Source organism: Streptomyces sp. NPDC051738, assembly GCF_044453205.1.
In the GTDB taxonomy this organism is placed as follows: Bacteria; Actinomycetota; Actinomycetes; order Streptomycetales; family Streptomycetaceae; genus Streptomyces.
This window is the reverse complement of sequence record NZ_JBITCM010000019.1, coordinates 109309-124223: the sequence shown is the minus strand read 5'-3', so window position 1 is coordinate 124223 and position 14915 is coordinate 109309. Positions and strand designations below refer to the sequence as shown.

Annotated in this window: 9 protein-coding genes; all 9 read left to right on the top strand. The window is 72.9% G+C overall.

The window, feature by feature from the left end:
* The first annotated feature begins 79 nt into the window (after nucleotides 1-79).
* The 9 genes from ACIA8X_RS35685 to ACIA8X_RS35645 all read left to right on the top strand — a co-directional run bounded on the left by ACIA8X_RS35685 (nucleotide 80) and on the right by ACIA8X_RS35645 (nucleotide 14827).
* On the top strand, nucleotides 80-2053 hold the full coding sequence (locus ACIA8X_RS35685; protein ID WP_399460034.1) for an ABC transporter ATP-binding protein/permease: 1974 nt from the start codon (nucleotides 80-82) through the stop codon (nucleotides 2051-2053).
* Nucleotides 2054-2363: 310 nt separating this feature from the next.
* Nucleotides 2364-5063 (top strand): BTAD domain-containing putative transcriptional regulator, encoded by a 2700-nt coding sequence (locus ACIA8X_RS35680; protein ID WP_393460553.1) that lies wholly within the window; start codon nucleotides 2364-2366, stop codon nucleotides 5061-5063.
* Nucleotides 5064-5785: 722 nt separating this feature from the next.
* Nucleotides 5786-7060, top strand: coding sequence for a glycosyltransferase (locus tag ACIA8X_RS35675; protein WP_393460556.1), 1275 nt, complete (start codon nucleotides 5786-5788; stop codon nucleotides 7058-7060).
* 26 nt (nucleotides 7061-7086) lie between these two features.
* Nucleotides 7087-7749: a class I SAM-dependent methyltransferase gene (locus tag ACIA8X_RS35670; protein ID WP_393460559.1), complete on the top strand. Its 663-nt coding sequence runs from the start codon at nucleotides 7087-7089 to the stop codon at nucleotides 7747-7749.
* Nucleotides 7750-7792: 43 nt separating this feature from the next.
* Nucleotides 7793-8995, top strand: coding sequence for a DegT/DnrJ/EryC1/StrS family aminotransferase (locus tag ACIA8X_RS35665; RefSeq protein ID WP_393460562.1), 1203 nt, complete (start codon nucleotides 7793-7795; stop codon nucleotides 8993-8995).
* A gap of 95 nt (nucleotides 8996-9090) precedes the next feature.
* Complete coding sequence (locus tag ACIA8X_RS35660) at nucleotides 9091-10554, top strand: NAD(P)/FAD-dependent oxidoreductase (RefSeq protein ID WP_393460565.1); 1464 nt, start codon at nucleotides 9091-9093, stop codon at nucleotides 10552-10554.
* A gap of 75 nt (nucleotides 10555-10629) precedes the next feature.
* A complete protein-coding gene (locus tag ACIA8X_RS35655; RefSeq protein WP_393460568.1) occupies nucleotides 10630-12168 on the top strand; it encodes a GMC oxidoreductase in 1539 nt (512 codons plus the stop codon).
* 35 nt (nucleotides 12169-12203) lie between these two features.
* On the top strand, nucleotides 12204-13532 hold the full coding sequence (locus ACIA8X_RS35650) for a UDP-glucose dehydrogenase family protein (RefSeq protein WP_399460033.1): 1329 nt from the start codon (nucleotides 12204-12206) through the stop codon (nucleotides 13530-13532).
* A gap of 86 nt (nucleotides 13533-13618) precedes the next feature.
* Nucleotides 13619-14827 carry a glycosyltransferase gene (locus tag ACIA8X_RS35645; protein ID WP_399460031.1) on the top strand — a complete coding sequence of 403 codons (1209 nt, stop codon included), beginning with the start codon at nucleotides 13619-13621 and terminating at the stop codon, nucleotides 14825-14827.
* The last annotated feature ends 88 nt before the right edge of the window (nucleotides 14828-14915 follow it).

The window sequence follows — 14915 nt, the reverse complement described above, 5'->3', positions numbered from 1 at the left end:
CGTGGGCGAAACCGGTGCACGAACGGCGGACCAGCGGCACGGCCGGGTCCCTTAGCCGAAGAGGCGATGAGACGTGGGCATGGTCAAGACGGACGACGGTCCGGCCATCGAGGTGCGTGATCTCGTACGCGCCTATCGTGGCCGGGGCGGTGAACTCATCAGAGCCAACGACGGGTTGACGTTCAACGTGCCGCGCGGGCAGGTGTTCGGCCTGTTCGGGGCCAACGGCGCGGGCAAGACGACGCTCGTCCTGCAGATGCTGGGGCTGGTGCGCCCCACCTCCGGCTCCATCACCGTCAACGGCTTCGACGTGGTGCGCCACCCCGAGCTGGTGAAGTCCACCGTCGGCTTCCTGCCGCAGCGCGGCCTGTCGATGCGGCTGATCGAGGCGCGCCGGGCCCTGCACTACACGGGGCGGCTGCGCGGCCAGAGCGAGGCGGACGCCCGGCGCCAGACCGACGAACTCATCGACGAGCTGGGTCTCGGGCCCTACGCGGACCGGCAGGTGGAGAAGCTCAGCGGCGGCCTGATGCGCCTGGTGAACTTCGGCATGACCCTGATGGGCCGGCCCGAACTCATCGTGCTCGACGAGCCCACCAACGAACTCGACCCGCACAACCGGCGGTTGATCTGGGACATCGTGCAGCGCCGCGCCGCCGAGGACGGCACGACCGTCGTCCTCGTCACCCACAACGTGCTGGAGGCGGAGAAGGCCATCCACCGGGTCGCCGTCATGCACGGCGGCCGTATCACCGCCATGGGCACCCCCGGCGAACTCAAGGAGCAGACCGGCGCCCAGGCGCGCCTGGAGCTGTTCGTCCGCGACGGCGGCAGCCTCACCGAAGCGGAGGCCGCGCGGCTCGGCCGGATCGGCGTCGTCACGCCCGGCGACCGCAGCGGCAGCTACCTCGTCACCGCGCCGCCCGACCGGATCCAGCCCCTGCTGGAGGTCCTGGTCACGGACGTCGGCGTGACCCGCGTCGACGACTTCCGCTTCGCCCGGCCCACCCTGGAGGACGTCTACCTCAGTCTCAAGCCCGCACCCGTCGGCGAACCGGAGAAGCCGGCCGAGCCCGAGCCGGCACCCGAGGCCACCGACTCACCCGAACCGCCGCCCCCCGCCAAGGAATTCGCCGCCGTCGGCGCCCTGGGCGCCGCACCCGAGGCGGCCCCCGCCCCCGACGCCCCCGCGACCACCCCGCCCGCCCCCGCCCGGCGCGCACCGCTGCCCGCCGCCCGCACACCCCGGCCGGCGCCGCCTGCCCCGGCGCCGGCCCGGGTCCCCCGGCGCACCCTCGCATCACGGCTTGCCACCTTCGGCACGTCCTTCAAGTACCTGTGGTTCGAGCACATGCTGATCGTGCGCACGTCCTGGCACGTCCACATGGTCTTCGGCATCTTCATGCCGCTGACGATGGTGTTCGGCTTCTCCCGCATCGGCAGCGGGCTCACCGACCACTCCAGCCTGCTGTACATCGCCAGCGGCTCCGGCGTGTTCTCCATCGCCGCGCTCGGCACCACGGCCATCGCCCAGCGCATCGGCGCCATCAAGGCCGAGGGCTCGATGATGTACTACGCCTCGCTGCCCATCAGCAAAGTGGCCTTCGTGACGGCGTTCGTCGCCGCCCGCCTCCTGCTCATCGCGCCGGGACTGGTCACCTCCCTGCTCGCCGTGGAGGCGCTCTACGACATCCGGCTCACGCTGTCGCCGACGCTGCTGTTCGTGTATCCGCTGACCGCCCTCCCGCTCGCCGCGCTCGGCCTCGTCATCGGCAGCCTCATCGACAAGATCGAGCTCATCTCCATCGTCACCTACATGCTCAACTTCCTTCTGCTGCTGGGCGCCCCGCTGCTCATCCCGCTGGAGTCCCTGCCGGTCGCGCTGCGCGTCATCAGCTACGCCATGCCGACCAGCTACGGCGCCGACGCGATCCGGCACAGTGTCACCGGGGACATCGACGGCACCTTCGCCTTCGACGTGGCCGTCCTCGCCGTCGCCTCGGTGGCGTCGCTGTGGATCGCCGACAGGGCACTGCGCTGGCGGGCCTCCTGACGCCGGTCCAGAACCAGTGTTTTCCCCAGTGACCGCCCCGCCCGGACGCCGATAGCATCCTTTCCGGTTCAGAGGGTGAATGTCCGACGGCCGTTCTCCGGGTCTGGTGCGAGCCCCGGAGAACGGCCGTACGGGTTCATCGGAAACACCTCGGAGAACGGCAAGAACGGCACCGGAAATCGGCTCGGCGCATTCGGGGAAACCGGACGGGAACACCGGGAGAGGGAGCCGTCCCTTTTCATCCTCTCTTTCGTCTCTTTCGGGTCCTCCGTTTGCTTTGCGGGCCGGAGCGAACGGGAGCGACACCGGCATGAAATTCCAGGTGCTTGGCCCGCTGAAGGTCCTCGGTGACAGCGGCCCGGTCGTGCTGAGCGGCATCAAACAGCGGGCCACACTCGGCCATCTGCTGCTGCACGCCAACGAGGTCGTCGCGACCAGCGCCCTGATGCGGGCCCTGTGGGACGGCGAACCACCTCCCACCGCCCGCAAGATGCTCCAGAACGCGGTGTCCGCCCTGCGCGGCCTCCTCGCCGACGAGGGCACCGGCGGCGGCCCCGTCCTCCTCACCCACGCCCCCGGCTATCTGCTGCGCGTCGACGGCGACGACCTCGACCTGTCCACCTACCGTGCCCTCGCCGACCGAGGCCGCGCCGACCTCGCCGCCGGCGCTTGGACATCCGCCGCCCGCACCCTGCGCGCCGCCCTCGACCTGTGGCGCGGCCCCGTCCTCGCCGACCTCGCCGAGTCGGGCACCGACTGGCCCGAACTGCGCGCCCTCGCCCAGGCCCGCTCGGCCACCCACGAGGACCTGTACGAGGCCGAACTCGCCTGCGGACGACACCAGGACGTCCTCGAGGAACTGGAGACCCACGCGCAGCGCGAACCCGCGCGCGAGCGGCTGTGCGCCCAGTTGATGCTCGCCCTCTACCGCCGCGGCGGACAGGCCGACGCCCTGGACGCCTACCGCAGGACCAGGACCGCCCTGGCCTCCCGGCTCGGCCTGGAACCGGGCCGGGTGCTGCGCGCCGTCGAACGCGCCGTCCTCGACCACGACCCGGTCCTCGGCCAGCCCGACGCCCTAGCCATCATGGCCCTCGACGGCGAGCCCCGCCGTAACCGGCCCGCCAGTGCACCGCGCACGCCCCGCCCGGCCACCGCCGCCTTGGCAGCCCCCGTCGGCTTCGACCCCCGCCCCGCACCCCGGCCCCTGGCGCCACCCGCGCTTCCCGCACCACCGCGGGCCACCGCCTTCCCCTATCCCGCCGCGCCCGCCGGCGTCCTCACCGAGCAGCACAAGCAACTGTCCATGCTGCTCGTGCGGACCACCCTCGGAAAGGGACTCGGCGGCGACCCGGAGGACGCCGCCCGGCTGTCCGGCGAACTGGCCGTCGCCATCCGCGACGAGGTCGCCCGGCACGGCGGCAAGGTCTCCGGCGTGCTCGGACCGGTCACCTTCGCCCTGTTCGGCGTCGTCCGCACCCGCGAGGACGACGCCGAACGCGCGGTGCGGGCCGGCCGGGCGATCCTGCGCAGACTGCGCCAGTACGGCGCGGGCGGCCCCGTCCCCGTGCACGGCGGCTCCGCGCCCCGCGTGGCCGTCGCCACCGGCGACGTCGTCGTCACCTGCGCCGCCGACGGCACCGGCGCCGTGCCGATCGTGAACGGTGCCGTACCGAAGAGCTGCGCCGACCTGCTGGAGACCGTGCCGCCCGGCGGCATCCGGGTGTGCGCCACCACCCGCGCCGGCACGGAACGCTCCCTCGCCTACGGCCCCGCGGGACCCGACGGGGCCTCCGAACCGCTCGGCACCCGCACGGCCCGTACGGACACGCCGCCCGCACTGGTGGGCCGGGACCGCGAGGTGGAACAACTGCGGGCAGCGCTCGGCGACGTGGCCCGGCGGCAGCGCCCCTGCCTGCTCACCGTGCTCGGCGAACCCGGCGCCGGGAAGTCCCGGCTCATGGCCGAACTGGCCCGGCTCGCCCGCCGCTCACCGCACGGGTACCGGGTCGTCACCGGGCACAGCTCCTGGTGCGACCGCGACCGGCCGCTCGCCCTGCTGGAACGGACCCTCGCGTCGGCCACCGCAACGCCCGGCACGGACGACTGCGGCCACGACGTCCTCGCCCGCACCGTCCACGCCCTCTTCGGCACCGGTGAGCGCGGCGCCTGGCTGCTCGACCGGCTCGGCCCACTGCTGCGTTCCGAGCCGCCCGCCCCCGCGGACTGGCCCGGCCTCGCCACCGCCTGGCGGCTCCTGCTCTCCGGCCTCGCCGCCGAACGCCCGCTGCTGGCCGTCCTGGAGGACCTGCACACCGCGCCCGACCCCGTCCTGGACCTCGTCACCGAACTGGCCGACGCCGCCGGACCCGTACCGCTGCTCCTCGCCGTCACCGCCCGCCCCGAACTCCTCGACCGCAGGCCCACCTGGGGCGGTGGCCGGCGTGACGCGCTCGCCCTCACCCTCGACCCGCTCGACGAGCCCTCCTCGGCGGCCCTCCTCGACGCCCTCCTCGCCGACGGGGGCGGCGAGTTGCCCGCCGACATGCGGCGCGACGTCCTCGCCCGGGTCGGTGGCAACCCCCTCTACGCCGTCGAGTACGCGAGGGAGTTGACCGCCACCGGCCTCGGCCGCCCGGCGGCGGGACCGCCGCGCATGCCGCGCCACGTCCGCCAAGTCGTCGCCGCCCACCTCGACACGCTGCCGCCGCTCGCCAAGGCCGTCCTCGTCTGTGCCTCGGCCCTGGGCGGCGTGTGCTGCGCCGACGGCGTCGCGGCGGTCGGCGGCGTCGACCGCGCCGAGGCCGCGCACTGGCTCGACCACCTGGAACGCCGGGACTTCCTGCGCCGCTCGCGGCACCCCTCCGCCACCGGCGCCCTGCGCTACGCCTTCCGGCACCCGGCCACCCGCGAGGCCGTCGACGCGCTGGTGCCCCGCAGGGTGCGCGAGGACCGCCGACGCCGCGCCGAGGCCTGGACCGAGAACACGGCGGCCCAGCTGATCGCCTGACCCTGGTACGTCCATGCCCAACGGCTGACATCGCGATGGTGTGAACCAAGTGCCCATGCCGGCCATGGGCGCCTTCGAGCGGGAGATCGCCGCGTACCTATTACCCTGAACACGGCGGCCGACGGCATGCAGACGGTCGGGGAGGCCGTCCGGCAGCTCCTCGCGGACCCTCGTACGCCCCGGCGGCGCGGGACGCGGCCAGGGAGAACGGCGCACGGCCCGCACACTCCGCCGTGATTCGGCAGATCGCCCGGCTGATCTGACAGGTCGTCATCCGCGGCACCGCAGGCGACGTCACCCACTGCCGTTGGTCGACGGGCTGCCGCCCGTGCGGGGCAAGCGGGGTCGGCCCCGGGCGCCGGCTGCCGCCGCTGGATGCGTCACCTCAACGGCTGCCCTCAGACGTCTTGGTGATCCAATCGTTCGTCGCTGTCGCTTCAGGCCAGGAGTCGGCGGACGTCGGCGCTCCACTCGTCGGCCGCGAGGTCTGGCCTTGCCCTCCCGCCGATTACCCGCCAGTGGAAACACCCAACTGGGAGCAGACACGGTGATCGCCTAGGTTCGGTGCCGAGCGGCGCGGAAAGCGCCGAACACTCGGGAAAACACCGAGAGCGGCGGCACATCATGACGTGGCCGACGGCCCGGCGGCGCGTAGCGCCCGACTTCCCGCCCCCGTTCCGCCGAAGTCGCCGAACGTCGCTTCCGTACGGAAAGGAATGGTTGTGCGCATTCTCTGCAGTCTCGCGCTGTCGCCGTCCAACGCACGCGCCCTGCTGCCGCTGGCACGCGCCGCGGCGGAGGCAGGGCACGAGGTCACCGTGGTCTCGCCGCCGGATATGGCCGGCGTCTTCGAGGGCGAGAACATCCGCGTCCTGCCGCTGTTCACCGACATGGCCGAGATCGTGCTCAGCCTGCTGCAGCAAAGGCGCATCGACTTCTCGCCCGCCGACCCGTTCTCGGCGCAGACCCTCCTCGCCACCGCCTGCGGTCCCCACGTCACCGGCGCCTACCGTCAACTCCACGACGTTGCACAGGAGTTCAAGCCGGACATCATTCTGCGCAGCGGTGTGGAGTTCGCAGGCTGCCTGGTCGCCGAGACCCTCGGCATCCCGCACGTCACCGCGCCCTCCGGCGGCGGCCAGTACCTCGACCCGAAGCTGGCCCTGGCCGAGCTGAACCAGCGCCGCGCCGAACTGGACCTGCCCGAGAGCGACTCGGCTCAGGCGATCCACGCCCACGGCCGCTTCGACTGCATGCCGCCCGAGTACGCCTTCACCGCCCACGAGATCGGCGGCACCTTCGCCTACCAGCAGCCGTCCGCCATCGTGCGCACCGAGACCGGCCCCGAGTGGCTGCGCGACCTCCCCGGCGACAAGCCGCTCGTGGTGGTCTCCAGCACCAACGTGTTCGCCTCGCTGATGCACAGCGCCGTCTTCCCGCGCATCCTCACCCTGTTCCTCGACGGCCTGGTCACCGGACACCTCTTCGAGCGCATGGACATCCAGGCCGACCCGGCACTCGTCCTGGGCGCCCTCATGCCTGGCGACGCCAACCCGCTCACCACCATCGTCAAGGGCCTCTCCCAGGTGGACTGCACCGCCGTCGTCGCCACCCGCGGCATGCCCGTCGACCCCTCCGCCGTCGGCGCCAACGTGCACCTCTTCGACAGCATCCCGCAGCCGCTGCTGCTGGAGACCGCCCAGCTCCTGTTCACCCACGGCGGCTACAACAGCGTCCGCGAGGCCGTCCGGGCCGGCGTCCCCATGGCCGTCCTGCCCGAACTGAGCGACCAGGCGCACAACGCGAGTCGCGTCGAAGAGCTCGGGCTCGGGCTGCGGGTGCCCAGCGCCGGAGCCGACGACGTCGCCGACACCGTCAACCGGCTGCTGAGCGACCCGAGTCACACCCACGGGGCGCGCAACGCGCAGCGGCACATGCTCGCGCTGCCCCAGGTCACCGCCGCCGTCGACCACCTCGTCGCCCTCGCCGGGCACTGAATCGAAATCCAGACAGGAGCAGGCAGATGGACACGCAGTTCGTCCGGGCGTTCTACGACCTCGCCTCGTGGATCCGGCTCTCCCCGTTGCTGAACGGCCCGTACCTGCCGTTCTCCGTGTGGTCGCTGCGACCCGGTGCACTGATCAAGCTGCTCGACGACATCGCCCTCGGCGACCGCAAGGTCCTCGTCGAGTGCGGCAGCGGCACCTCCACGATCGTCGTCGCCCGCTACCTCGCCCAGCGAGGGCACGGCAACATGCTCTCCCTGGAACACGACGAGAAATGGGCCCGGTGGGTGAACAACCAGCTGGCGCAGGAGGGCCTGAGCGAGGTCGCCCGCGTCGTGCACGCCCCGCTCGCCGAGCACCCGGCCGCGGTCAAGAGCGTCGGCTGGTACGAGCCGGCGACCGTCGCGGACGAGGTCGGCGCCTTCACCGACAAGCACGGCCCGATCGACCTGCTGCTCGTCGACGGTCCGCCCGGTTGGGAGCAGGGCCGCAAGATGGCCCGCTACCCGGCCGTACCGGTCCTGAGGGACCACCTCGCCCCCGGCGCCACCGTGATGCTCGACGACGTCCACCGCTCCGAGGGAGTGGAGATCACCAAGCGCTGGGAGGACGAGTGCGGTCTCACGATGCAGCTCGACCCGTACGGCACCCGTACCGGGTTCGGCACCTATCCCGGCTGACCCGCCACCGCCCCCGCGACGACCACCCCGAGAGGGAGAGGCCATGCTGGCCCTGAACGGCGGGCCCAAGGTGCGGACACAGCCCTTCCCGCGCTGGCCCGAGTACGACGAGACGGAGAACCTCGCCCTTGCCCGCGCCCTCCAGCAGGGCGAATGGGGGCGGCACGGCGGCAAGGAGGTCCAGGCGTTCGAGCGTGAGTTCGCCGAGTTCGGCCGGGCGCCCGCCGCGCTCGCCGTCACCAACGGCTCCCACGCCCTCGAACTCGCCCTGGAACTCGCCGGTATCGAGCCCGGCGACGAGGTGATCGTCCCCGCCTACACCTTCGTCGCCACCTCCACCGCCGTCCAGCGACGCGGCGGCGTCCCGGTGCCCGTCGACATCACCCCCGACACCTTCTGCCTCGACCCGGCCGCCCTCGAGGACGCCGTGACCGACCGCACCCGCGCGGTGATCCCCGTCCACATCGGCGGCCACGTCGCCGACATGGACGCCATCACCGCCTGGGCCGAGGCACGCGGCGTCACCGTGATCCAGGACGCGGCCCAGGCACACGGCGCGACCTGGCACGGCAAGGGCCTCGGCGCGCTCGGCTCGATCGCCACCTTCTCCTTCCAGAGCACCAAGGTCATCACCGCGGGGGAGGGCGGAGCCCTGCTGCTGCCCGACGAGGAGACCTACGACGACGCCTGGGTACGGCACAACTGCGGCCGCACCCGCGAACTCCACCTCGCCACCGCCGCCTCCAACTTCCGCATCTCCGAACTCACCGCCGCCCTGCTGCGCGCCCAACTCGCCCGGTTCGCCGACCAGAACGCCCGCCGCTCCGCCCGCTACACCGAACTGGCCGCCGCACTCGGCGAGATCCCCGGCATCCAACTCCAGGGCCGCGACCCGCGCTGCACCAGCACCCCGCACTACATGACCACGTTCGTCCTCGACCAGGACGAACTCGGCGGACTCGACCGCGACACCGTCGCGCTCGCGCTGCTGATGGAGGGCATCCCCGCCTTCGGCAGCCACCAGCCCCTGCACCGCACCGACGCCTTCTGGACCGGCACCACCCGCGACATCCGGCCCGAGGAACTCGCCGAGTACTGCCCCAACGCCGAACGCGTCGGCCGCGACGGCGTGCTGATCGGCCACCAGGCCCTGCTCGGCACCCGCCAGGACGTCGACGACGTCGCCACCGCGGTGGCCAAGGTCCTGACCGAACTGCCCCGCACCGGCACCTCCCCGGCCGCCTGACGCCGCCGGAACCCGACGACCCCGACAGCGAACCCGACACCGACTTCGCGCACCCCGCGCCCGGCGCGGCGGTTCACAGGATGGGAACGAAAGCGATGACCAGCGACAACCCGGCCGGCTCGACCTTCGAGGTCCTCGTCGTCGGCAACGGTGTGCTCGGCCTGTCCCTCGGCCTGACCCTCGCCCGCCGTGGCACCAAGGTGGCCGTCCTCGGCCGCACCGACCGGCCCTGGGCCGCCTCCACCGCCGCCGGCGCCATGCTCGGCACCTTCGGCGAGGTCACCTCCACCCTCGTCGCCAGCGAGCAGGGACGCGCCAAGCTCGACCTCGGCGTCCAGGCCACCCGCCTGTGGGACGACTGGCTGGACCAGCTGTCCGAGGAGACCGGCGAGGACGAGGACCTGCGCTGCGCCGACGGCACCGTGATGTTGCTGAACTCGGTGGGCGTGCCCGGCATCGACTCCGCCAACTACGCCGCCATCCGCAAGACCCTGGACGACTACAAGGAGCCGTACGAGGACATCGACCCGGCCGAGCTCGGCTGGCTCGACCCCGACCCGCTGGCCCGGCCCCTGATGGGCATGTTCATCCCCGGCGAGCACGCCGTCGACGCCGGCCGTCTGCTGGCCCGGCTGCAGAGCGCGCTCCTGAAGGCCGGCGCCACCCTCCTCGACGGCTTCGGCGAGAGCCTGATCACCGAGGGCGAGCGCATCACCGGCGTCAAGCTCACCAGCGGCGACACGCTCACCGCCGGCCACGTCGTCCTCGCCGCCGGCGCCGCCTCCCAGACCCTCCTCGACACCGTGCCCGCCCTGAACGGCAGCATCCCGCGGCTGTGCGCCGGCGTCGGCGTCTCCGTCGTCGCCCGCGTCAACCCGGACGTGCCCGGCCCGACCAGCGTGCTGCGCACCCCGAACCGTGCCTTCGCCTGCGGTCTGCACCTGGTGCCGCGCGGCCAGGGCCACGTCTACCTCGGCGCCACCAACGCCATCGAGCCCGAGCCCGCCGACGTGCCGTCCATCCGCGACGCCACCTTCCTGCTCGGCTGCGCCCTGCGTCAGCTGCGCCGCGACCTCGACACCGCCGGCATCGAGAAGATCCAGGTCGGCAACCGGCCCGTAGCCTTCGACGGCTTCCCGCTCGTCGGCGGCGCCGGCCTCGACGGCCTGTGGATGATGACCGGCACCTACCGCGACGGACTGCACCTGTCGCCACTGCTCGCCGACGAGATGGCCCGCCGCATCCTCGGCGAGGACACCCGGCACGACCTGTCCGTGTTCCAGCCCGTCCGCAGGCCCACCCAGGCCCACAGCCGCACCGACGTCGTCGAGACCGCCGTCACCCACCTCCTCGCCACCGGCTACGAGGACGAGTGGAAGATCCCCAACGCCTGGCCCGCCGTCATCGAGGCCCAACTGCGCGCCGGCTTCGCCAAGTTCGCCAACGCCCTCGACGACGAGTTCACCCCGCCCGCCGAGATCCTCGCCAAGGCCCAGATGAATCCGGCCTTCGCCCAGCAGGTCCGCGACTACTACGCCGCGAGCCGCGCGGCCCTGTGACCTGACGGACACGGCGGGCACGTCGCCCCCTGACCCCCACCGCACCCGCACCCACAGAAGGAGAGTCGCGCCACCATGAGCTGTCCCGAACTTCCGCCGACGGTCGACCTGCTCGTCGTCGGAAGCGGCCCGGTGGGGTCGGCCATCGCCCGCCGGGTGTACGACGCCGTACCGCACGCCCGGATCCTGATGGCCGACCTCGGGCCGCGCCTGACCGGGCAGGCCGGGCTGCACCTCGGCAACCTGCCCGCAGCGGAGCGGGCCGCGGCCCAGGCCCGTTCCCAGGGGCGCGATCCCGAGACGGCGCCCGGTGAGGACGGCGCCCTGGTGAAGAAGTACGCGGACCGCGGCACCCATCTGCTGCGGGCCCGCCGCGACGACGAGCCGGAGCAGTTCGGCATGCCGGCCGCCGTCATGTCCAGCAACCTCGGCGGGATGGGCGTGCACTGGGCCTGCACCGCCCCCCGCCCGTTGGACACCGAACGGCTGCCGTTCCTGCCCGGCGACGACCTCGACGCCGCCCTGTCCGTCGCCGAGCACCTGCTGAGGGTCACTCGCGACGCCTACCCCGCCACGGAGGCAGGCGAGCTCGTCCTGAAGACGCTCGGCCAGCTCTTCGACGACGACTACCCGGTCGGCCGCGGCGTCGGCACCATGCCGCTCGCCTGCACCCCCCGCCCGGGGCGCCGCCCGCTGTGGGCCGGACCGGACACCGTCCTCGGCCCGCTCGCGAACGCCGGCGCCACCGCGGGAGACGGACGCTTCCGCATCGCCGACGAGACCATGTGCCGGCGACTGCTGTTCACCGGCCGCAAGGTCACCGGTGCCCTCCTCGAACACCTGCCGACCGGCACCGAGTTCGCCGTCCGCGTCTCCGCCGTCGCTGTCTGCGCCGACGCGCTGCGCACCCCGCAGCTGCTGTGGGCCTCCGGCATCCGCCCCGACGCCCTCGGCCGCTACCTCAACGACCAGCCCAAGACCGTCAGTTCCGTCCACGTCAAGGACGGCCCCGTCGCCGGGCCCGCGGCCCGCGGCACGGTCGAGTTCGGGGGCGACATCCGCGACCTGGAGACCGGCCGCTTCTGGGTGCCGTTCGCCGACCCCGGCCGCCGCAACCACGGCCAGGTCATGACCATCGACACCTCACCGCTGGAGGGCGTCGACCCGGCGCTGTTCGTCGGCATGGTCTGGTACGGCGCCAAGGAGATCCGCGCCGAGGACCGTATCGAGTTCTCCACCAGCGAGGCCGACGCCTACGGCATGCCCGACATGACCGTCCACTACGACCTCACCGCACGCGACCTCGCGGGTGCCGAACAGGCCCGCGCGGACCAGGACGCCGTCGCCGAGGCCCTCGGCGGCGACTTCCTGGAGCGACCCGAGCTGTTCCCCGCCGGAAGCTCCAAGCACTACCAGGGCACCGTGCGCATGGGCCTCGTCGACGACGGCACCTCGGTGTGCGACACCGACAGCCGCGTCTGGGGCTTCGACAACCTCTACGTCGGCGGCAACGGGGTCATCCCGACCGCCACCGCCGTCAACCCGACGCTGTACAGCGTGGCCCTGGCCGTCCGGGCCGCCGCGTCCATCAGCGCACGGCTCATCGGCCTCTGACCGCAGCGAAGTTAGCGAGAATCGAGGTGGCTGCCGTGCACCGCCACACCATCGCCGTCATCGGCACCGGCTATGTCGGACTCACCGCCGGAGCCTGCCTGGCGTCGCTCGGACACCGGGTGGTCTGCGCCGACCTGGACCCGGTCAAGGTCGCGGAACTCAACCGCGGCGAAGTGCGCATCCTGGAGGAGGGCCTGCCCGAGCTGGTGCGGGCCGGGCTCGACGCGGGCCGCCTGCGCTTCGTCGTCGGCGCCGCCGACGCCGTACGCGGCGCCCGCACCGTGTTCATCTGCGTCGGCACCCCCACCGGTCCCGACGGACGCGCCGACCTGACCGCCGTGGACGCCGTCGTCGAGGAGATCCGCACCCTGCTGGAACCCGACAGCGTCCTGGTCACCAAGTCGACCGTGCCGGTCGGCACCGCCGCCCGTGTCACCGCGGCCCTCGGCCGCACCGACGTCGGCGTCGTCAGCAACCCCGAGTTCCTGCGCGAGGGCACCTCCGTCAGCGACTTCCTCCAGCCCGACCGGGTCGTGATCGGCTCCGACAGCCCCTGGGCCGCCGCCCAGGTCGCCGAGCTGTACGCCGGAGTCGACGCGCCCGTCGTCATCGCCGACGCGGCCGGCGCCGAGCTCGTGAAGTACGCCGCGAACTGCTTCCTCGCCGTCAAGCTGTCCTACGTCAACGCCCTCGCCGAGCTGTGCGAGGAGGTCGGCGCCGACATCGGCCGGGTCACCACGGCCCTCGGCCAGGACCACCGCATCGGCGGCGCGTTCCTACGGCCCGGACCCGGCTGGGGCGGCTCCTGCCTGCCCAAGGACACCCGCGCCCTACTCGGCACCGCCGACGCCCTCGGCGTGGACTTCCCGCTCGTGCGGGCGGCCATCGACACCAACGCCCACCAGCGGACCCGGATCGCCGACAAGATCGCCCGGCTGTGCGGCGCCGGCGACGGATCCCTCGCCGGCGTACGGATCGGGCTGCTCGGGCTCACGTTCAAGGCCGGCACCGACGACCTGCGCGACTCACCGGCCCTCGCCCTCGCCGCCGAACTCGCCCGCCGCGGGGCCGAACTCACCGCCCACGACCCGGCGGTCCCCGTCACCCGGCACACCGAACTCCCCGCCGACATCACCGTCGTGGACGACCCCCACCAGGTGGCCGAGGGAGCCTCCGTACTGGTCCTGTGCACCGAGTGGCCGCACTACCACGGCCTCGACTGGACCCGCGTCGCGGCCGACCTGCACCGCCCTCTCGTCGTCGACACGCGCAACCACCTCGACCCGGCCGCCCTCAGCGCCGCGGGGCTCGCCTGGCACGGCACCGGCACCAGCCCGGTCGAGCCGGCCCTGACCGCCGTATAGATGTCCGCCGCGACCGGCGTGGAGAAGAACTCCCCGAACGGGCGCAAGACATCCCGTCCCGCCCTCGAACAGAAAGGTCCCTCGCCATGCGGGTGCTGTGCAGTATCACCGGCTCGCCCTCCCACGCGCGTGCCTGCCTGCCGCTCGTGCGGGCCCTCGGCGAGACCGGCCACGACGTCCTCGTCGTGACGGCCGACAAACTCGCACCCGTGCTCACGGGCGAGCGGGCCCGCGTCGAGGGCGTCTACCCCGACATCACCGCCCAGGGCATGCGGCTGCTGTTCGAGGGCAGGCTGCCCATCCCCAAGGAGTTCAGCCGCTTCGCCCACGAGCTGTGGGCCACCCTCGGCTGCGGCCCCCAACTCGCCGACGCCTACGGCCTGCTGCTGCCCCTCGCCCGTGACTTCCGCCCCGACGTGATCCTTCGCGACGGCTACGAGTTCGCCGCGCTCCTCGTCGCCGAAACCCTCGGCGTGCCGCACGTGCCCGCACCCTCCGGCTCGGGCCAGTTCCTGGACCCGGCGCTGCTGCTCCCGCTGCTGAACGACCGGCGCCGCGAGCTCGGCCTGCCCGAGACCGACGACCCGGGCGCCGTCTACCGGCACGGACGGTTCGACTGCATGCCCACTCCCTACACCTTCGCCCGCCCCGGCGCCCCCGACGCCGTCGCCTACCGCCAGCCCCGCACCGTCACCCGCGGCGAGAGCCTGCCCGACTGGTTCGCCGAACTGCCCGCCGACCGGCCTCTCGTGCTCGCCTCCCTCGGCACCGGACTGCCCGCTACCGTCCTCGAATTCCTCGACAAGGCCCGCGAGTTCGGCGCCCCCATCCCCGTGTACGACCCCGCCGAACCCCTCGACACGGTCGTCGAGGCCCTCTCCGCCATGGACTGCGCGGCCGTCGTCTCCACGCTCGGCATGCCCGTCGACACCACCAGGGCCGCGCCCCACGTCCGCGTCGTCGACCGCTTCCCGCAGCAACTCCTGCTCGAACACGCCGACTTGTTCGTCACCCACGGCGGCTACAACAGCATCCGCGAGGCCGTGCGGGCCGGCGTCCCGATGGCGGTACGGCCCATGTTCGGCGACCAGCAGTACAACGCGCTGCGCGTCGCCGCTCTCGGACTCGGCGAACACATCGCGGCCCGCGGCGCCGCACCCATGGTGGAGACCTGCCGTCGCCTGCTGGCCGACGAGACCGTCGCCGACGAGGCGCGACGCGCCCAGAAGGAGATGCTCGCCCTGCCGGGCATCGACGCGGCCGTAACGCACCTGGAGCGCCTGGCCGTCATGTGACGAGCCCTTCCGAACAGCTCCGCCGACGCCCCCGAGCGGCCCGTCGGCGCCGTCGTGATTCCGGGGCGCGGTCCAGTCCTTGTGATTC

Coding starts and splice junctions, on each gene's coding strand:
- ACIA8X_RS35645 (WP_399460031.1), top strand. CDS start 13,619: ATGCGGGTGCTGTGCAGTATCACCGGCTCGCCCTCCCACGCGCGTGCC.
- ACIA8X_RS35670 (WP_393460559.1), top strand. CDS start 7,087: ATGGACACGCAGTTCGTCCGGGCGTTCTACGACCTCGCCTCGTGGATC.
- ACIA8X_RS35685 (WP_399460034.1), top strand. CDS start 80: ATGGTCAAGACGGACGACGGTCCGGCCATCGAGGTGCGTGATCTCGTA.
- ACIA8X_RS35660 (WP_393460565.1), top strand. CDS start 9,091: ATGACCAGCGACAACCCGGCCGGCTCGACCTTCGAGGTCCTCGTCGTC.
- ACIA8X_RS35665 (WP_393460562.1), top strand. CDS start 7,793: ATGCTGGCCCTGAACGGCGGGCCCAAGGTGCGGACACAGCCCTTCCCG.
- ACIA8X_RS35655 (WP_393460568.1), top strand. CDS start 10,630: ATGAGCTGTCCCGAACTTCCGCCGACGGTCGACCTGCTCGTCGTCGGA.
- ACIA8X_RS35680 (WP_393460553.1), top strand. CDS start 2,364: ATGAAATTCCAGGTGCTTGGCCCGCTGAAGGTCCTCGGTGACAGCGGC.